Origin of the sequence: uncultured Marinococcus sp. (assembly GCF_947493875.1) — a bacterium.
In the GTDB taxonomy this organism is placed as follows: domain Bacteria; phylum Bacillota; class Bacilli; order Bacillales; family Marinococcaceae; genus Marinococcus.
The window spans coordinates 35,694-53,449 of the sequence record NZ_CANLSU010000005.1 but is presented as its reverse complement, the minus strand read 5'-3'; the positions used below and the strand labels follow the sequence as shown (position 1 = coordinate 53,449).

The window sequence follows — 17,756 nt, the reverse complement described above, 5'->3', positions numbered from 1 at the left end:
GGCGGGGAGCTTTGAGTTGACCCGCCGGTCCTTTGTGTTATATATGCTCTTGTAAGGTTTGTACGACGTCTTTTAATGTTTCTTTTTCTCCTACATTTCCCGGAAATATTACATATGGAATTTTCGGAAAACGGCTCTTGGCATCTGTCTGCCAGACGGGCACACCGGGAGCAATCTGCCCGAGCACTTCTGCTTTTTTAACGAGCAGCCCCTTCGTGCCGACATCGCTTGATGTAATACCGCCCTTGGCAACGACAAATGCCGGCTGGTGAGCAGCGTTCTTCACAAAGTTTGTTACTGCATCGGAAATTTTTACGGATAGCGCCAGCTCTTCTTCTTTCCTATTTTCCCCTAAGTCAATACGCTCCCGGGAAGTGTAGACACACACCGTAGTCCCCCGCTTGATGGAGTCATCAACAATTTGCTGAACACGACGGGTTTCCCTCTGGAATGCTTCCTCATCCATCACGGCAGGGCAATAAAATTCCACGAATTGAACATCGGTCAGCTGTTTTAGAGCTTCAAGCTGCTCCGTCGATTTTTGCACATGGGAGCCAATAATAATGAGGCCGCCATTGCTGCTTTGATGCTCGAAGAGACTGCCCGCGTCTAAATAAGGCTTGCGGGTGATGCCGCCAATTTCTTTCGTAAATGTAGCCGCCGTCCGGAACAGAAAGTTTTTTTGGTGTTGCACGGACCGGAACAGGGCGGTGCAGAATACTTTTACATCTGTTTCACTGACAGCGTTGACGATAATCTTTTGAAAGGAGGCGGCCTGTTCGAGTTTAGCTTCGATCGCTTCGAAGTCGAGAGCCCGGAGCTCGTCGATGGAAATGGAAATAACGTCTTCCTTTTTAAACCGGCCGTTTGTTTTTTCTTCTACATATTCCCCTAAGTGGCTTGAAGCAAATCCGAACATCCGGTCGCTGGCAAATTCCGTTTCCGCCACGGGTATAAAGGCTTCCCCCTGCTGAATGTAGTGCACGTCGAAGGCGGTCCGCCGGTTGCCCTGTTCAAAAAAAGGAAGAAGAATTTCTCCGTCCACAGCCTTGCCTGTCCGGGATTCTAGTGTATCCTTTAAAACCTCTGTTTCAAGCGGGTAGTGGCCCCTCAGGGTGGAATCTCCCCGGCTGATCAGCAGGAACGGCTGATTTTTTTCTTCGGCCACGCGGGCGATTCGCTCTGCGATGTCGGTATGAACCTTCGTTGTTTCGGCTTCAGAGAAGGATCGCGAATTTGTAAGAATGAACACCAGCTGCCGCGCGTCTTCAAATGCCTCCCGGATCGTCTCCTCCTCCCAGTCTGTGTATACCGGTACGCCGTGGACCGTCTGCACGCCTGTGGGATCATCGTCGAGGGAGATGATTTTATGAGGTATGTTTTGGGCTGCTTCCTTAAATAAAGCATCGACGTTCTTTTCATCATAATCTGGAAGGGAGTTAATATAATCATTGATCTGTGTCATTCGTATTTTCCTCCTTTTGGCACCGAATAGTTCGCAAGCATTTCGTAATGCTGGAGCACACCGCTGTGATCGTCGGATTTTTTGCCGTGTGCCACCATGGACTCATACATTTCAGCCACGTCCGACGAAAGCGGCAGGGGAACCCCTAGGGATTTCCCGGTTTGAAGCACGTTGGAGAGATCCTTTAAATTAATGTCAATCCGTCCGCCTGCAGTAAAGTCCCGTTCGAGAATTTTCGGAATTTTTGCATCAAGCACACTGCTGCCGGCCAGTCCGTTGCGGATAGCTTCATATACTTTATCAATGTCCGCTCCTGCCTTGGAAGCAAGGAGCACGGCCTCCGACATAGCTGCCATTGTGACATTGACTAATATTTGATTGGCAAGCTTCGTGGTGGAACCGGCGCCCACCTCCCCGACGTGTGTGACGTCTGTGCCAACAGCTCGAAGAACTGGATAGACAGCGGCAAAGGCGTGATCGCCCCCGCCAGCCATGATGGAGAGCGTACCGTCTATCGCTTTCGGCTCCCCGCCGCTTACCGGCGCATCCAGAAAAGCTGCTTCTTTTCCCTGAAGCTTTTCTGCCCAGCGTCTGGAATCCACGGGGGAAACAGAGCTCATATCAACAACGACGGCTCCTTTTTTCACGACCGGCAGAATATCATTTATTACTTCGTCGAGTATGGCTGTGGTTGGGAGCATGGTGATAATAATGTCACTGCCTTCGGCTGCTTCTATAGCGGAATCGACGGCCTCTCCTCCTGCTTCCGTGACCCGCTGCCTGGCTGTGGGGTGAATATCAAACCCCTTCAGCGTAAAACCAGCCTTTAGAAGATTTTCAGCCATCGGCCCTCCCATAATGCCTAAACCAATTTGTCCAATATTCATATCATTGCGCTCCTTTAGTTTTTGTGATGGGAAAACATTTTTTATTAAAATTGATAAGGTTTATATTGGAATTATTGTACACAATTTTGTTTTTATTGTATACATTAACAGGTAAGTTGTTTTAATTTCTATGAAATAGGTATAATGAGAATAAGAAATGAAGACAGAAGATTGCATTAGAAAGGGTGGGGCAACGATGAAGCAACAGCATTCTGCTTCAGATACGGCGTACGAAAAAATACGGGATGCCATATTTGAGGATAAATATGAACGCGGGGAAAAATTGACGGAAGTAAAACTGGCAGATGAACTTGGAGTCAGCCGGACGCCTGTAAGGGACGCCATGCGCAAGCTCGAAGAGGAGGGCTTGATTAAGGATAAGCGGGTGATTAACCCGACGATTAAAGATTTAATGAATACATTTGATGTGCGGATGCTGCTCGAAGGGTTTGCTGTCCGCCAGGCTGCCCGTTACATGGGGCCTGACCGGATGGAGGAACTGAAAAAATGTGTGGAGGCGGCAAAGCAGGGAACAACAGAAGAAATTATGGAAGCAAATAAAGAGTTTCACGACATTATTGTAAGGGCGAGCAATAACGACGTATTAATTGATACAATCGAGCGGATGCAGTCGGTCATTTTTTTGTTCCGGAGAACAGTGGTGTACCATCAGAGGCCGCGTCTGATTGAAGAGCACGAGGCGATCCTTGAAGCGATTCAAAACCATGAGGAGGATAAAGCAGAAGCATTGATGAAAAGTCATTTAAAGAAGGATCTGGATTTTTCTATCCATTCCTGGTGAGAGCCGGCGAAATACATCCGCAGCCCCCTTTCCGGAAAGAAAAATAAACCCCATGCAGACAGGTGGGATAAAAACCTTTCTGCATAGGGGTGAAGCGGGCATTTTTATTCATTGAATGATACTGAAATGACCCGTTTTTCCCAATCGCTTTTTTCAGCAAGCTCCAGCAGACGAATGACTCTGCTCGCTTCAATGGCGGTCACCGGATTTTTACCATCCTCCTGGATGGCCTGGGCTATCTGTTCATAATAGGATTCATACGATCCCTGATGCGTAGGAATTTTTTCCGTACCTCCATATGCATCAGTAAACGTACCATAGTAAGCTTCATTCTCCACAGCCCATCCCCGGTCGCCGGGCATTTTTCCATTGATCAGCATATCCTCCTGGGGATCAAAGCCGTATTTTACAAAGCTGCCTTTTGTTCCGTGCACAATATACCGTGGGACCTCTCCGACGGCAAGAAGGCTGGATTGTAAAATAACCCGCTGGTTTGGATATCCGAGAATCACGTGAAAATAATCGGTATTGTTTGTCTTCGGGCGCTGGATTTCAAGGTCGGCGAAAATTGTTTCCGGCATGCCAAACAGTTCAAGCGCCTGATCAATGAAATGAGCGCCTAAGTCAAACCAGCTGCCCGAGCCTGGCAGGTCCTGTTCGCGCCAGAGACCCTCCACCTCCGGGGCGTAGTCGTTCCATGCAGCCTGAAAGGTATGAATATCGCCAAGTGCCCCTGCTTCCATCAGGGAACGAATCGTTAAAAAATCACCGTCCCAACGGCGGTTGTGATATACACTCAAAACGACATCATTCGCTTCGGCGAGCTCTGTCAGCTCTACGGCTTCCTCATATGTAGGCACGAATGGTTTTTCCAGAACAACGTGCTTGCCGTTTTCAATTGCAGCTTTAGCCAAAGGGTAATGCGTGGTGTTTGGACTCGTAATGACAACAAGATCAATATCCTCGCGCTGGCAGGCTTCCTCTGCTTCATCGGTCACTTCAACACCCGGAAGCCGCTCATGTACCTTTTCTGCACTCGATGATGAAACAAGCCGGATATTAAAGTGATCGCTTTTTTCAATAATAGGTGTATGAAACACAGAACCTGAAAAACCAAAAGCGATGATAGCAGTATTGATCGGCTGCATGACTGACGACCTCCTCAAAAGTTATTAATAAACTTTTCCCCCCGGACCGGAAAAGGAAACGTCACCATCACAGAAAAAAGCGGCAGTCGCCCTGCCGCTTTAAAGTGTTTCGTATGAACATGCTATTTCCATTTCGGCTGGTCAAAAAATTTCGGACGATACTTTGCGATAACAAACAGAATAATCACAGTAATAATGGTTTGCGGAATTAAATACGAAGCGTTGTACAGTGCTGAATAAGCCACAACAGGTGTACCTTCCGGGGCGTAGCTGCCAAACCAGATGACGCCTGAGACAAAGTGGTCGATATAGCGAAGCAGCGCTCCAAAGACAATGCCAATAAGCATCAAAAGATAAGGAATACGTTCACGGAAAACAGCGTGGGTCGTGAAAATAGCGGCAAAGCCGAGCACGGTATAGGCGATTGGGTATTCAAGCACAAGCTGAACGGGATGGACGATGGTTGCCCCCTGCAGAAGCTGGAGCATTCCTGCCAAAAATCCTGTCGCAATCCCTGCTTTCCAACCACGGCGAAAAGCCATCAGAAAAATAGGAACCATAATAAAAGAAATCGAACCGCCGGCGAGCCACGGTCCGCCGAATTCAAGAAATCCTAAAATAAAAGAGAGAGCAGCCATGAATGCTGTTTCTATCATAATTGCCAAACGTTTACCCCTCTCCAACGATGAACACCTCCCTAGAAATTACCGATACTATCTTAGCATAATAGGAAAAAGAAAGAAACGCCAAGCAGGCGGGTTTGTCTGATATAATATGAAAAGAAGGAAGAAACAGGGAGAGGGGTTACATGGAAACATCGACAGATATGCTGAGGGAGTATTTAAAGGGCAGTGGAGCCGCCTGTACGGTGACCCTGCTGTTATTTATATTTTATACAATTATACTGGGAGAAGTGCAGCTTTTCCCCAATCTGGCCTTTCTTTTAGCAGTATGCACGTATCTTGGCTCGATCGTCGGCGTTCTGCTGCTCAAGCTCGTGGAGCCGTATCAGTATCATATTCTGTATCCAATTCTGGGTACGTTTTTTTTCGGTTTTCTTGGCATTTTCTACGGCGTATCAATTATCTACGCCTACCAGCTTGACGGCTTTTTTGTCATTGTAACAATGGCTTCCTCGATGTCATTTTTTATTTCCCAGTTTGTGAAGGCACAGACGATTGTCTGGATCATGGCAGGCTCCGGACCGTTTTTTTTAGCGGTCATCATGTTTTCAAATCAATTAGCCCGTTCGCTCGGGCAGTGAAGGAGGAAAAGCAGTGAACTATCACGGCAGACAGTTTGCAGGCATAGAAAACAGCGCAGGTGGAGAGGTCTCAGGTCAGACCGTTTTTCATTACGAGCAGGACGGGTCAGTGCTTCGGGCCCGCTATTCTGGAGGCGAAGTCGTTTCCGGTGTTTTAATTGGAAAGGTGTATGCCAATGGCGAGCTGGAATTCCGCTACAATCACGTAAACGAGGACTGGAGCCTCCGCGGCGGCAAGTGTTACTCAGTCCCGCAAGTGCTGGAAGACGGAAGAATCCGCCTGCATGAACAGTGGCAGTGGCAGGATGAAAGCAGTGAAGAGGGGACGTCCATCGTAGAGGAATTAAAAAGCGATATGGTTTAAAATGCTGGCATAGGAGGAAAAGTATGTTCGACTACGCATTATATAAAGGAGACTTTCAGCATGGAACATACTTCAATTGCCGGCACGAATCTGCGTCCGTCCCGGATAGGGCTCGGAACGTGGGCGATTGGCGGCACGCAGTGGGGTGGAACAGATGAAAAGCAGTCGATTGATACGATTCATGCAGCGCTTGATAAAGGCATCACCCTTGTGGATACTGCTCCTGCTTACGGGTTCGGAGAATCAGAAAAAATCGTAGGGAGGGCGCTGCAGCAGGATAATAAACGGCAAAATGTCGTACTGTCGAGCAAGTGCGCGATGAACTGGAACGAGGATGGCGTCTTCCGGGACGGCACAGCTGCCAGGATCCGTCAGGAAATTGATGATTCCCTGCAGCGGCTGCAGACAGACCACATCGATATTTATCACGTGCACTGGCCGGATCCTAAAGCGGATATGACCGAAACGGCAGGAGCCATGAAAGAGATTCTCGATGCAGGAAAAATCCGCGCGATAGCGGTCAGCAATTTCACTGTTGAGCAGCTCGAAGAATTTCAAAAAACGGCGCCGGTTCATGTTATTCAGCCGCCGTATAATATTTTCGAACGGGGCATTGAGGAAGATATTCTCCCATATGCCGAAAAACAGGACATTTCCACACTGCTGTACGGTTCACTGTGCCGTGGGCTGTTAAGCGGTAAAATGACAGAAAACACGACATTTGAAGGTGATGACCTCCGTAACGGAGACCCTAAGTTTCAGTCGGACCGTTTTCCGCAGTACATTGCGGCGGTAAATGAACTCGATCAATACGTGCAGAATAAATACGACAAGCGCGTGATTCATCTGGCTGTCCGCTGGGTGCTCGACCAGCCTGGCACAAGCACAGCCCTTTGGGGCGGACGCCGCCCGGACCAGATGAACGGCATTGAGGAAATTATGAACTGGCAGCTCGACCAGACAGATATGAAAGCCGTGAACGAAATTGTAAACAAGCATGTAAAAGACCCGGTGGGACCCGAATTTATGGCCCCTCCGACCAGGTAAGAATCTAAAAATGCTGCGCCCAGGCGCGGCATTTTTTATGTAAATAAAGGATTCCCGGGAAAGGCCAGCGAAGAGGTGCATAAAAAGATGAATTTGCCAAACAGAAAAGATGCTTTGAGCCATTACCCCCAGCTTCTTTAATCATGTCAACATTGCTCCTGTCGTATTTGTATTTTCCTTTAATTGTGTTTACGCAGAAATCCCAATAAAATAAAGATGTAAGCGAATACTAAAAATGAATGGTCCATACTTCAACAAGAAATCATTTCATTATTGTCATCAATATATGTGGACCTGAAAAGGGGGAAACACAATGAGTGCATCAACAGAAAGTGCACCGCAGAAAAAAAGCATCCGTTCAAGGATTCAAAAGTTCGGCAGCTTTTTAAGCAGTATGATTATGCCGAATATTGGTGCTTTTATTGCATGGGGGCTGATTACGGCATTGTTTATCGAATCGGGGTGGCTGCCAAACGAAACATTGGCAGCGCTGGTAGACCCGATGATTATTTATCTGCTTCCGCTTTTGATTGGTTACACAGGCGGTAAAATTGTTCACGACGTGCGCGGCGGGGTCGTTGGCGCGGTGGCAACCATCGGTGTTATTGCAGGGGCCGACATTCCGATGTTTCTCGGAGCCATGGCGATGGGCCCTCTTGGCGGTATTGCCATTAAAGGATTCGACAAGCTGGTAGAAGGAAAGATCCGCCAGGGCTTTGAAATGCTGGTGAACAACTTTTCTGCAGGGATTATCGGCTTCTTCCTGGCTATCTTTGGCCTTCTTGCCATCGGGCCGATTGTGGAATGGTTAACTGGCGTTTTAAGCGGAGCGGTGGACTTCCTGGTCAATACAGGCCTGCTGCCGTTAACGAGCATTATTATTGAACCGGCGAAGGTTCTGTTTTTAAACAACGCTATTAACCACGGTGTGTTAAGTCCGATTGCAGCAGAACAGGTGGCATCTGCGGGCAAATCGATTTTGTACCTGCTTGAGCCAAACCCAGGGCCTGGTGTAGGGATCCTGCTTGCATTTGCGATATTTGGAACAGGCATTTCAAAGGCTTCCGCTCCAGGCGCTATGGTTATTCAATTCCTGGGCGGTATTCATGAAATTTACTTCCCGTATGTATTGTCAAAGCCTCTGACCATTCTTGCAGCTATCGCAGGCGGCATGACCGGGGTATTCACGTTCTCCCTGTTCAATGTTGGTCTCACAAGCGTTCCGTCACCAGGAAGTATCTTTCCGGTACTCGGACTCGCAGCTCCTGGAGACACCTTAGGAGTTCTGTTGGGCGTAGTGCTTTCAGCGGCGGTTTCATTTATTATTGCTTCTTTGATTCTGAAGTTCAGCTCCAATGAAGGAGAAACTCTTGAAGAATCCACAGCGAAAATGGAAAGCATGAAAGGCAAGAAAAGCTCGGCAGCCTCTGCACTTCATTCCAATGCAGATACAGCCGAAGCAGGTACAGGTGCTTATTTGGATAAAGATGTTAACAAAATTGTCTTTGCCTGCGACGCCGGCATGGGCTCAAGTGCCATGGGGGCGTCGGTCATGAAGGACAAAGTGAAAAAGGCCGGGCTTGATATCAGCGTTACGAACACCTCGATCTCGAATATTCCGGACGACGCGGACCTGATTATCACGCACAAGGATTTGACTGAACGGGCGCGGCAGAAACGGCCGGATGCTGAACACGTTTCAGTGGAAAACTTCCTCGGAAGCGACAAGTACGATGAGGTAGTCGAAGACCTTAAGCAGAAAAAAGGCGTGGAGGAAGGCTCCTCAGCTGGAACAGCAGCAGACGCAAAGCCGCCGGTTAACAAAATCATCTTTGCCTGCGATGCCGGTATGGGCTCGAGTGCCATGGGAGCATCGGTTATGAAGGACAAGGTGAAAAAGGCGGGACTCGATATTAGTGTATCGAACACCTCGATCTCGAACATTCCGGACAACGCGGACCTGATCATTACGCATAAGGATTTGACTGAACGGGCGCGGCAGAAACGGCCGGACGCTGAACACGTTTCAGTGGAAAACTTCCTCGGAAGCGACAAGTACGACGAAGTAGTTGAAGATTTGAAAACAAGAGAATAAGGAGGGAAACCGATGGAATACCTTACGGGCCGGGAACGGGAACTGCTGCTGCATCTTCTGCACCATCAGGAGCTGAAGCCAGTGGCTGAAATAGCTGAAGAGATGAATGTAAGCTCCCGTACTATCCATCGGGACCTTGATAAGCTGGAGGACTGGATTGCCGGCGAACAGGTTGAACTTGAAAGACGGACCGGAAGCGGTGTGCGGCTGAAGGGGGCGGAGGAGAATCTTGAAGAAATCAGACTCCGCCTCCAGCGTCCTGCCGTTATTGAATATACGCCGGATGAACGACGTACGCTGCTGATCTGTCTCATTCTGGAGTCAGACGGGCCCGTGAAATTAACGGCGCTTGGCGCAGAACTAAAAGTAACTATAGCAACGATCAGCCAGGATTTGGATAAACTCAAAGACTGGCTTGAGCTATTTTCCCTCATCCTTGTGAGACGAAGGGGCTACGGGGTGGAGGTTCAGGGCCCGGAAGCGGCTAAGCGCCGGGCGATGAGCAGCCTGATTGCAGAAAATGTGGAAGAAAAGGAGCTGCTCAGCTCAATCCGTCACCACATTTATGAACGAAATGTGCAAACCGAACAGGGGCGTGTAGCTGCACGTCTGCTTGATATGGTTGGAGAAAACCACTGGTCGACGGTGGAGCAGGTGCTGTCGAATATGCAGGACCAGCTTCCGCAGAATTTTGCCGACAGTGCCTATATCGGTTTAATTGTCCATCTCACCCTTGCTATTGAGCGCATCTCGGTGGGAGAGAGCATTGACATTAATGCGGATTACATGGAGAACCTGCGTGAAACGAAAGAGTTTGCGATTGCAGAAGCTATTATTCAAAAGCTTGAGCGTGTACTTGAGCTTTCCATTCCAGAAGCAGAAATCGGCTATATTACGATGCATCTGCGGGGGGCAAAGCTTCGGACGCCGGTGGAAAACCAGCTGGAGGTAGAGCACATGCCAGTGGCTATGAAAGCAAAAGCGTTAATTCAGGAGATGGAAAGGTTAACGGAGGAGCCACTTGGGAAAAACCATTCCCTGTACGAAGGGCTGGTGGCTCATCTCGAGCCGGCCCTGTACCGGCTTAGTGAAAACATGAGAATCCATAATCCGTTGATGGAATCTATTAAAGAGAATTATGCTGATTTGTTTGCAAAGCTTCGTCAGGCAGCTGATACCGTGTTTACGGAGAGCTATCTCCCGGATGCCGAGGTTGGTTTTCTCGTTCTTCATTTTGGAACGGCGATAGAGCATGAAGAAGCTGCCTCTCCTCTCCATGCGCTTGTGGTGTGCTCGAGCGGTATCGGCTCCTCGAAGCTGCTCGAAAGCCGGCTGCGGAAAGAGGTGCCCGTGCTCGGAGATCTCGAAAATGTGAGTCTGCTCGATCTCGAGGAAATGAATATGGACGACTATGATTTGATTATCTCTACGATTCCACTGGATCCTCAGCCGCTTCCTCATTTAGTTGTTCATCCTTTTTTAAATGAAGAAGATACAAAGGCAGTCCTCCGGGCAGCGGACTCCATCTACCGGCAGCAGAGCAGAGCCGGGGTGTCAGTGAAGCGGAAGGAAGCACTTGAAACGCCGCTCAGCTTATATGAAATACAGCTTTGTGCGGATTTAACCGTACAGATGTATCACCATTTTTATATGAGAAAAGTGATGGGCGGAAAGAACGCCGAAGAGGCAGTTCACTGGATCATGGGCGAGGTAAAGAAAGAAAATATCGTTCAGGATGCCGAAAGCATCGCAGAGGAAATCTGGGAAAAGCAGGCGAAGGGGTTTGCGATTCCAGGAACCAATGTGGCGTTGTTTCATACTCGAAGCACTCTGGTGAATCAACCGTCGCTGACGTTGTGGGAGCTCGAAGAACCGGAGGCGCTTACAGCCATGGATGGCAGAATCACGGACGTTGATCGTCTTTTGGTCATGCTTGCACCGGAGCAGGAACGAAAAGAAGTGTTTGAGCTGATGAGTGTCATCAGCGAAGAAATGCTGATGAACCCCGATCGGCTGGATGTCCTCAGGAGTGGAGAAGAAATTGACATTCAAAAGCATATTGATGAAGTTTTTCGGGAATGGTTGAAACGGAAAATAAATTAAGGAGAAGGAGAGAAATCATATGACTAAACCAGTACTGCAGCAGGAAAATGTGAAATTGAACGTATCGCTCGGGGGAAAAGAGGAAGCCATTCGTGAAGCGGGGGGCGTTCTTGTTGATAACGGATACGTGCAGCAAAAGTATATTGACAGCATGCTCGAGCGTGAAAAAGTGACATCGACCTTTATGGGAAACGGCGTTGCAATTCCGCACGGTACGGAGGATTCGCGCGAATGGGTGGACCATTCCGGGTTGTCAGTGGTCCAGGTGCCGGACGGAGTGGATTTTGACGGCAATGAAGTAAGAATTCTGATTGGTATCGCCGGCAAAGGTGATGAACATCTAAACATTTTATCGAAGATTGCAATTGTGTGTTCCGACGAAGACAATATCGAAAAAATGGTCCAGGCTTCCTCTAAGGAAGAGCTGCTTGATGTAATCGGAGAGGTTGAACTTTCATGATCGCGGTACAGATAGGCGCTGGAAACATCGGCCGTGGGTTTATCGGACAGGTGCTGTCTGATGCCGGATACGAGCTGTATTTTGCTGATGTTAATGATTCCCTGATCGATCAGCTGAAGGAAAAGGGCGAATATGTGGTGGAGCTCGCTGAAGACGGAGCTTCTGCGCAGACCATTTCAGGAGTGCAGGCCTTTCACAGTGCGAAAGAGGAAGACGCTCTTGTACAGAAGCTGGCGGAAGCGGATTTGATTACGACGGCTGTCGGACCGGCAGTATTAAAGCATGTAGCTCCCGTTATTGCAAAAGCATTAAAGCAAAAAGCTGCTGAAGGAAACGCCAGCCCGGTCAATATTATCGCCTGCGAAAACATGGTGGCCGGAACAGCGGAATTAAGGAAATACATCTGGGAGCAGCTGACGGAGGACGAAAAAACAGAAGCCGGCAGTTTTGCCGGATTCGCCAATGCTGCCGTGGACCGTATTGTACCTAACCAGCCTGAGGGTCAGGGGCTGAAGGTAGTCGTTGAACCATTTTTAGAATGGGCGGTGGAAGAACCTTCGCTGAAAGGAAAAACGCCGGACATCCCGGCTGTGACCTACGTGGATGACCTCACTCCGTATATTGAGCGGAAGCTGTTTACGGTAAACACCGGCCATGCAGCGCTTGCCTACGTCGGCTTCCTGTACGGATGTGAAACGACGAAAGAAGCGATGGAGCACCCGGAGGTCTCAGGCGCCTTTGAAGCAGCGATCCGGGAAACAGGCCGCCTGCTTCAAATCAAACACGGGTTCGGTGAAAAAGAACAGAACGAATACCAGGCAAAAATCAAAGGGCGGTTTTCAAACGAGTATCTTTCCGATCCGGTGACCCGGGTGGGCCGCGGGCCGATCCGGAAGCTCGGTCCAAAGGATCGTTTAGTCCGTCCTGCGGTGGAGCTGCAGGAAGCCGGGGAGCGTCCGGAGGCCCTGGCATTTGTTATCGCTGCTGCCCTTCAGTTCAATGTAACTGAAGACGGGGAGGCTGTGGAGCTCCAAAACACCATCGACCGTGAAGGATACAAAGGAGCTTTGAGCCATTACGCTGAGCTTCCTGTACATCACCCGCTGGTTGAATTGGTTGCCGGGTATCTTCCGGAACAATAACAGTAAATAGAGAAGCAGAAGTGCCCAATTGGACGCTTCTGCTTCTTTTAGTTTACATGGGCAAATCTCCTCCAGAGCCCGCGCCGTTGGTCAGGTTTCCTGCGCTTTTCCTTGTCCAGCTCCGGAAACCAACGGCGGCATCCTCTTCAGAGCTTCGCCAAAGGGAAAGACCTCCTTTGGGCAAACCTCCTCCAGAGCCCGCGCCGTTGGTCAGGTTTCCTGCACTTTTCCGGTTAAGAGCAGGCGGATGTCATTTTCGCTCAGCGTGTTCAGGCTGGTCTGCTCATCTGTGATGACCTGATCATACAGGTGGCGTTTTTCCTCCTGCATGTGCTGGATTTTTTCTTCGATGGTTTCATGAGTGATAAGACGAATGACCTGAACTGTCTTAGTCTGGCCGAGGCGGTGGGCACGGTCAGCTGCCTGCATTTCCACCGCCGGGTTCCACCATAGGTCATACAAAACTACGGTATCCGCCCCGGTAAGGTTGAGACCGGTTCCGCCGGCGCGTAATGAAATCAAGAAGACGTCCGGTCCTTCTTCTTCGTTGAAGGCTTCAGCAAGACGTACCCGCTCCTCTCCCGGAGTGCTCCCATCAAGATAATAGTAATCGATGCCTTCTTCTGCCAGCCGGCTTTTGATAAGAGCAAGCATGGAGGTGAACTGGGAAAATATAAGAATCCGCTGACCGCCTGCTGCACCTTCATGAAGAATGCGCACGAGTTCCTCAAGCTTTCCGGAGGAGCTTTGGTAATCGGGCTCCACGAGCGAGGGATGGCAGCAGATCTGCCGCAGGCGGGTCAACAGAGAAAGAAGATGCATCCGGTTGGTGTCCGCTCCTTCTTCAAGGAGAGCATCCGCTTCCTGCTGCACGTTCTGCAGCGTTTTTTTGTATATGTCCGCCTGAGTCGTTAAAAGGTCACAGTAGGTCGTCGTTTCAACTTTTTCAGGAAGCTCCTGGAGCACTTCTTTCTTTGTGCGGCGCATAATAAAGGGAGACGCTCTGTCCCGAACCTCTTCAGGACTCCAGGAGGAAAACAGTTTTTTGCTTGGAAACAGCCCGGGCATCACGACGCTGAATATCGCCCGCAGCTCATCAAGTCTGTTTTCCACCGGGGTTCCGCTCAGTGCAAAGCAGTATTTGCTCCGGAGCTGCTTCACGGCTTTTGCTGTTTTAGACCCGGCATTTTTGACCGCCTGGGCCTCGTCCAGGAAAATGCCGCGGAAAAACGTTTCTCCGTACCACTCAACGTCCCGGCGGATCAAAGGATAGGAGGTAATGAAAATATCGCTTTGCTGCTGGATCTGCTGCTCGCGTTCTTTTTTGCTGCCGGAAACGACGGTCACTCTTAACGATGGAAAAAAGCGCTCGGTTTCCTTTTTCCAGTTATATAAAAGTGAGGAGGGGGCGATAATAACAAACGGTTCTCCTCCAGGATTTTCCCTGTATTCTGTCGCAATAAAGCCAAGTGCCTGCAGCGTTTTCCCAAGCCCCATGTCGTCTGCCAGAATACCGCCAAAGCGGTAGGCGGCGAGCTGCTTCATCCACTGAATCCCCTCACGCTGATACGTCCGCAGCTTTACACCGAGCGGCTCGGCAAGCGCTGTATCTTTTTCAGCAGCACGCCGGATGTTTTCAAGCATGGCATCGACATCAAGAGTCGTCTGCCAGCGGGGGGTGCCGGATAGGTGTTTGTCCAGATTGAACGCCTGGTGGGCCGGATAGCGCACTGAATCATCTTCTTCGGCCCGGTCCGGCTTTGGCATCTGCTGCAAGGCACGGGCGAGACGCTGCAGCATTTCATCATCGAGAGGCAGGTACCGGTCGTCTTCTGTTTTATAAAATTCCTCCCCCTCCTGGAGAGCTCTCCAGATCCCAGGCGTCTCTAAAGCGTCTGTTACAGACGAGGTGAGTGACAGCTCCATCCATCCCTCCTCGGCATGAATGTCGGAAAATAACGAGAGGCTGTCCCCGGGGATAAGCATATTTTCAACTTCCTCACTCATGAAGATATCCATATACGGCCGCAGAGCTGCCAGCTCCTTTGATAAAAAACCAATAATATTTTTCGGTGAAGAAAGGGTCAACCGGTCATTTTCCTGGAGGAATCCCTTCTGCTGCAGCCGTTGGAGCTGGAGTTGTTCCTGCTGCCGGTCCCGGGGTATAAAATAAGAATCTTCGAAAGATGGAGCGGAGTCCGTGCGAAATGCACTATACTCTTTAACCCCGTAGCGATAGATTAAGTCTCCGGTAATCTCCCCACGGGGCCCTTTTGAGAGATACAGGGCTGTCAGCAGTGGTTCTGTGTGCAGGTTTTCCTGCAGCTTCTCATCCATCTCCAGGCAGCGGTGGTTCATTAACGGAGCCCCCCAGTGTAAAAAGGTATCGATAAATTCCTGACGGGAAAAAACGAGGCGCTTTGCTTCTGTCTGCATGAGTATTCGCTGGGCAGCGGCTGCGGTTCGCGCCAGTTCCTTTTCCGGGTAGTACAGCTGTCCGTCCCATAAACAGTATCTGCTGTGGCTGATAAAAAATGGTGCTTCCTGTTGTGGCGTGGAAAAAATCAGCGCATCGGATTCTTTTTCATAGCTTAGAAAAAATGAATAAGGCCAATTTTCTATTACACTCCAGGGCCTTTCCCCGTAAGTGTCTGTGATATAGGCATTCGGACAGGCTTCGAGCAGGCCGAAAAGCTTTTCGACCGCATAAGGCGGTATCGCGATTTCTTTTTTCGCCCCGCTTCTTGCTATCCACTGATCCTGAAATGAAGATCCCCATTCCTCGTATCGAAGCACGGAAGCAAGCAGCTGAAGGACATGAAGATCTTCTTCTGAAAAATAGTGGAAAACAGGATCAAATGCTAAAGAAGGAGCCAGTCGGAAGGGAGTATCATTTTTCATTGCTTCAATAAACTGATGAATATTTTTCACGGCGTACCGTTGGTTTTCTCCAATTTTCACCTGAACGACTGGAAATAAAACCTCGGGTCTCCGGTTATCAACAGGAAAAGAGATTAAAAAGTCAGCATGTATTTGGGTGCCTATATCCTCGACCCGTGACTGGAAGGGCGAAAAGTATTCCAGAAACTGGTCTTTCACTGCGTCGCTTTCGTCTGAGGCAGCGAGGCCGGGCGAAGCCGGCGGACTGGTGAAGGCAGGGGCCTCGAGGAGCAGAGCAATGAGATGACGGCAGGGAGCGGACGAGGAATGATAAAAACGGTCGCAGGAACAGTACATTTCCTGAATGGTATGACTTCCGTCAACAGCAATAAAAACGTCTTCCGGAAAAGGAGTGTCCTTTACGACTGCTTCAATCTGCCGGGTCTGCATCAGGGTTTCTTCTGTCATATGGGCAATTTTATATAAATCATACAGCCGTTTTCCTTCTGAGTATGTAGTTTCATCGGTCATCTGGCGTATAGCGTCCGCGGCAAATAAAGCCAATCTTCACCCTCCTTGCAACGCTGGAAATACTATCTTCCGTACGTTCTTTCCTGCCCGTATTTTAGCATATTACTGCCTGAAAAAGGGAATAAAAGTACATACAATCACGCCTGCAGCAGGTATAATATAAAGAAAGAGATCGTCGGAAGGAGAGATTCTTATGGATATCAGGCAGCTGATTCATGAAGCGAAACAGGAGGCGTGGGCGTTTTTCGCCCATACAGACCCCGCACATGACTATTGGCACACTGAGCGGGTCGCAGCGCTTGCAGGGGACATCGCTGAAAAAGAAGGGGCGGATCCTGATATATGCATCCTGGCAGCCTGGCTTCATGACATAGGGGACGAAAAGCTTCTCGAAGAAGGGGAAGACGGAGAACAAAAAATCATGCGCTGGCTGGAGCACAATGAAGCCGACGAAGAATTAAAGCAGCATGTTATGCAGATTGTTTCTTCTATTTCCTTCCGGCACCATAAAGAACGGGCCCCGGAGACTCTTGAAGGGAAGGTTGTGCAGGACGCAGACCGTCTGGATGCCCTGGGCGCCATCGGAATTGCCCGTACGTTTGCATATACCGGGCACATCCATCAGCCGCTGCATGATCCGCGTCCGGAATACCGGAACGAGCGAAACAGCGCGATTCAGCACTTTTTTGATAAGCTGCTGAGGCTTAAAGGTATGATGAATACGGATACTGGTCTTGCCATTGCAACCAAACGCCAGCGGTTTATGGTCAGCTATCTGGAGGAATTTTACAGCGAATGGGAAAGAAAGGCATAAAAATGGGGCTGGCCGGTTTTACGGACAGCCCTTTTTTAATTAGGATGAAGGGGCATTTGTGACGTATTCCAAAATTTCTTCGGGGCGTTCAAAACGAAGTGTCGGCGAAGTGTTTTCCGGGTGAACCGCGCCCCAGCCAGCTAGACCGAAAGCCGTGCCTGCTTTTTCGGCACTTTCACTGTCGTGCTGCGTGTCGCCAATATAGATAGTATTGGAGGCCTCTGCTCCGCTTGTTTCCATGAAGGCCCGAAGCGGCTCTGGGGAAGGCTTATGATGGACGGTGTCGTCGGCACTGATAATGTAAGAAGCAAACTGCTGCAGACCGAATGGTTTCATTTCATGCTCAAAGGCCTCGCGAGTTTTAGAGGTGACAATGCCAACCTGATAGCCCTGAATGTTCAGTCCTTCGAGAAGCTCCTGAATGCCGGGGAAAATATCAATCAAAAACCGGTTTTCCTCAAGGTACGCAGCCCATTTTTCCTGCACCGTGCGTCGCTCATCCTCCTGCAGGCCCAGCCGGTTTAAAACGTCCTTCTCCGGAATGCCGAGAAGCGGCCGCAGGTTTTCGTTTTCAATAATTTCCCCCGTGGTTTCCTCCACAGCACGCCTCAGTGATTTAATAATGGCGTCCTCTGTATTAATAAGTGTTCCGTCTACATCAAAAACAAAAGTACCGTACATATTGACTCCTCCTAATAGATATCTCGTTACTTGGTTTTCCCGAGTTTTCCGATTTTCAATCAACGGAAAAAAG

The 17,756-nt window shown here is 49.4% G+C and carries 16 protein-coding genes and 1 pseudogene; 10 read left to right on the top strand and 7 right to left on the bottom strand.

Annotated features, from left to right (window positions below):
* Positions 1–37 precede the first annotated feature (37 nt).
* Positions 38–1,465 (bottom strand): four-carbon acid sugar kinase family protein, encoded by a 1,428-nt coding sequence (locus Q0757_RS10745; protein WP_298787157.1) that lies wholly within the window; start codon positions 1,463–1,465, stop codon positions 38–40.
* Positions 1,462–2,397 carry an NAD(P)-binding domain-containing protein gene (locus tag Q0757_RS10740; RefSeq protein WP_298787588.1) on the bottom strand — a complete coding sequence of 312 codons (936 nt, stop codon included), beginning with the start codon at positions 2,395–2,397 and terminating at the stop codon, positions 1,462–1,464. Before Q0757_RS10740 ends, Q0757_RS10745 begins: the two co-directional genes overlap by 4 nt.
* A gap of 151 nt (positions 2,398–2,548) precedes the next feature.
* Here Q0757_RS10740 and Q0757_RS10735 point away from each other — a divergent pair, with 151 nt between their 5' ends.
* Positions 2,549–3,154, top strand: coding sequence for a GntR family transcriptional regulator (locus tag Q0757_RS10735; protein ID WP_298787155.1), 606 nt, complete (start codon positions 2,549–2,551; stop codon positions 3,152–3,154).
* Between the two features lie 104 nt (positions 3,155–3,258).
* Here the strand turns inward: Q0757_RS10735 and Q0757_RS10730 are convergent, their stop codons facing one another.
* Together Q0757_RS10730 and thiT are read right to left on the bottom strand one after the other, a co-directional pair.
* Positions 3,259–4,302, bottom strand: coding sequence for an oxidoreductase (locus tag Q0757_RS10730; RefSeq protein ID WP_298787153.1), 1,044 nt, complete (start codon positions 4,300–4,302; stop codon positions 3,259–3,261).
* 122 nt (positions 4,303–4,424) lie between these two features.
* Positions 4,425–4,958, bottom strand: coding sequence for an energy-coupled thiamine transporter ThiT (gene thiT / locus Q0757_RS10725; RefSeq protein WP_298787586.1), 534 nt, complete (start codon positions 4,956–4,958; stop codon positions 4,425–4,427).
* 152 nt (positions 4,959–5,110) lie between these two features.
* Between thiT and Q0757_RS10720 the strand changes: the two genes are divergently transcribed.
* From Q0757_RS10720 to Q0757_RS10710, 3 genes are read left to right on the top strand one after another with little or no spacing between them, the layout of a single operon-like run.
* On the top strand, positions 5,111–5,566 hold the full coding sequence (locus tag Q0757_RS10720; protein WP_298787151.1) for a hypothetical protein: 456 nt from the start codon (positions 5,111–5,113) through the stop codon (positions 5,564–5,566).
* 13 nt (positions 5,567–5,579) lie between these two features.
* On the top strand, positions 5,580–5,930 hold the full coding sequence (locus Q0757_RS10715; protein WP_298787149.1) for a n-acetylglutamate synthase: 351 nt from the start codon (positions 5,580–5,582) through the stop codon (positions 5,928–5,930).
* A 60-nt stretch (positions 5,931–5,990) separates the two neighbouring features.
* The gene (locus Q0757_RS10710; RefSeq protein WP_298787147.1) at positions 5,991–6,977 is read left to right on the top strand and encodes an aldo/keto reductase; all 987 of its coding nucleotides are present in this window, start codon (positions 5,991–5,993) and stop codon (positions 6,975–6,977) included.
* A 4-nt stretch (positions 6,978–6,981) separates the two neighbouring features.
* On the opposite strand, the gene Q0757_RS10705 is transcribed toward Q0757_RS10710, so the two are convergent.
* The gene (locus tag Q0757_RS10705; protein WP_298787145.1) at positions 6,982–7,122 is read right to left on the bottom strand and encodes a hypothetical protein; all 141 of its coding nucleotides are present in this window, start codon (positions 7,120–7,122) and stop codon (positions 6,982–6,984) included.
* A gap of 168 nt (positions 7,123–7,290) precedes the next feature.
* On the opposite strand from Q0757_RS10705, the pseudogene Q0757_RS10700 reads away from it, so the two are divergent.
* The 5 genes and pseudogenes from Q0757_RS10700 to Q0757_RS10685 all read left to right on the top strand — a co-directional run.
* Positions 7,291–8,742, top strand: a pseudogene (locus Q0757_RS10700) (PTS mannitol transporter subunit IICB); the annotation flags it as partial.
* 3 nt (positions 8,743–8,745) lie between these two features.
* Positions 8,746–9,072 (top strand): hypothetical protein, encoded by a 327-nt coding sequence (locus Q0757_RS17000; protein ID WP_366139537.1) that lies wholly within the window; start codon positions 8,746–8,748, stop codon positions 9,070–9,072.
* 12 nt (positions 9,073–9,084) lie between these two features.
* Positions 9,085–11,175 (top strand): BglG family transcription antiterminator, encoded by a 2,091-nt coding sequence (locus Q0757_RS10695; RefSeq protein WP_298787141.1) that lies wholly within the window; start codon positions 9,085–9,087, stop codon positions 11,173–11,175.
* A gap of 19 nt (positions 11,176–11,194) precedes the next feature.
* Positions 11,195–11,635 (top strand): PTS sugar transporter subunit IIA, encoded by a 441-nt coding sequence (locus Q0757_RS10690; protein ID WP_298787140.1) that lies wholly within the window; start codon positions 11,195–11,197, stop codon positions 11,633–11,635.
* Positions 11,632–12,777, top strand: coding sequence for a mannitol-1-phosphate 5-dehydrogenase (locus Q0757_RS10685; protein WP_298787138.1), 1,146 nt, complete (start codon positions 11,632–11,634; stop codon positions 12,775–12,777). The genes Q0757_RS10690 and Q0757_RS10685 overlap by 4 nt, the downstream gene beginning before the upstream one ends.
* 210 nt (positions 12,778–12,987) lie before the next feature.
* Here the strand turns inward: Q0757_RS10685 and Q0757_RS10680 are convergent, their stop codons facing one another.
* On the bottom strand, positions 12,988–16,221 hold the full coding sequence (locus Q0757_RS10680) for a DEAD/DEAH box helicase (RefSeq protein WP_298787116.1): 3,234 nt from the start codon (positions 16,219–16,221) through the stop codon (positions 12,988–12,990).
* A 160-nt stretch (positions 16,222–16,381) separates the two neighbouring features.
* Here Q0757_RS10680 and Q0757_RS10675 point away from each other — a divergent pair, with 160 nt between their 5' ends.
* Positions 16,382–17,002 carry an HD domain-containing protein gene (locus tag Q0757_RS10675; protein WP_298787114.1) on the top strand — a complete coding sequence of 207 codons (621 nt, stop codon included), beginning with the start codon at positions 16,382–16,384 and terminating at the stop codon, positions 17,000–17,002.
* 39 nt (positions 17,003–17,041) lie between these two features.
* Here the strand turns inward: Q0757_RS10675 and Q0757_RS10670 are convergent, their stop codons facing one another.
* Positions 17,042–17,683: an HAD family hydrolase gene (locus tag Q0757_RS10670; RefSeq protein WP_298787112.1), complete on the bottom strand. Its 642-nt coding sequence runs from the start codon at positions 17,681–17,683 to the stop codon at positions 17,042–17,044.
* Positions 17,684–17,756: the final 73 nt, after the last annotated feature.

Coding starts and splice junctions, on each gene's coding strand:
- Q0757_RS10745 (WP_298787157.1), bottom strand. CDS start 1,465: ATGACACAGATCAATGATTATATTAACTCCCTTCCAGATTATGATGAA.
- Q0757_RS10735 (WP_298787155.1), top strand. CDS start 2,549: ATGAAGCAACAGCATTCTGCTTCAGATACGGCGTACGAAAAAATACGG.
- Q0757_RS10730 (WP_298787153.1), bottom strand. CDS start 4,302: ATGCAGCCGATCAATACTGCTATCATCGCTTTTGGTTTTTCAGGTTCT.
- thiT (WP_298787586.1), bottom strand. CDS start 4,958: ATGATAGAAACAGCATTCATGGCTGCTCTCTCTTTTATTTTAGGATTT.
- Q0757_RS10720 (WP_298787151.1), top strand. CDS start 5,111: ATGGAAACATCGACAGATATGCTGAGGGAGTATTTAAAGGGCAGTGGA.
- Q0757_RS10710 (WP_298787147.1), top strand. CDS start 5,991: ATGGAACATACTTCAATTGCCGGCACGAATCTGCGTCCGTCCCGGATA.
- Q0757_RS10705 (WP_298787145.1), bottom strand. CDS start 7,122: ATGATTAAAGAAGCTGGGGGTAATGGCTCAAAGCATCTTTTCTGTTTG.
- Q0757_RS10695 (WP_298787141.1), top strand. CDS start 9,085: ATGGAATACCTTACGGGCCGGGAACGGGAACTGCTGCTGCATCTTCTG.
- Q0757_RS10690 (WP_298787140.1), top strand. CDS start 11,195: ATGACTAAACCAGTACTGCAGCAGGAAAATGTGAAATTGAACGTATCG.
- Q0757_RS10685 (WP_298787138.1), top strand. CDS start 11,632: ATGATCGCGGTACAGATAGGCGCTGGAAACATCGGCCGTGGGTTTATC.
- Q0757_RS10675 (WP_298787114.1), top strand. CDS start 16,382: ATGGATATCAGGCAGCTGATTCATGAAGCGAAACAGGAGGCGTGGGCG.
- Q0757_RS10670 (WP_298787112.1), bottom strand. CDS start 17,683: ATGTACGGTACTTTTGTTTTTGATGTAGACGGAACACTTATTAATACA.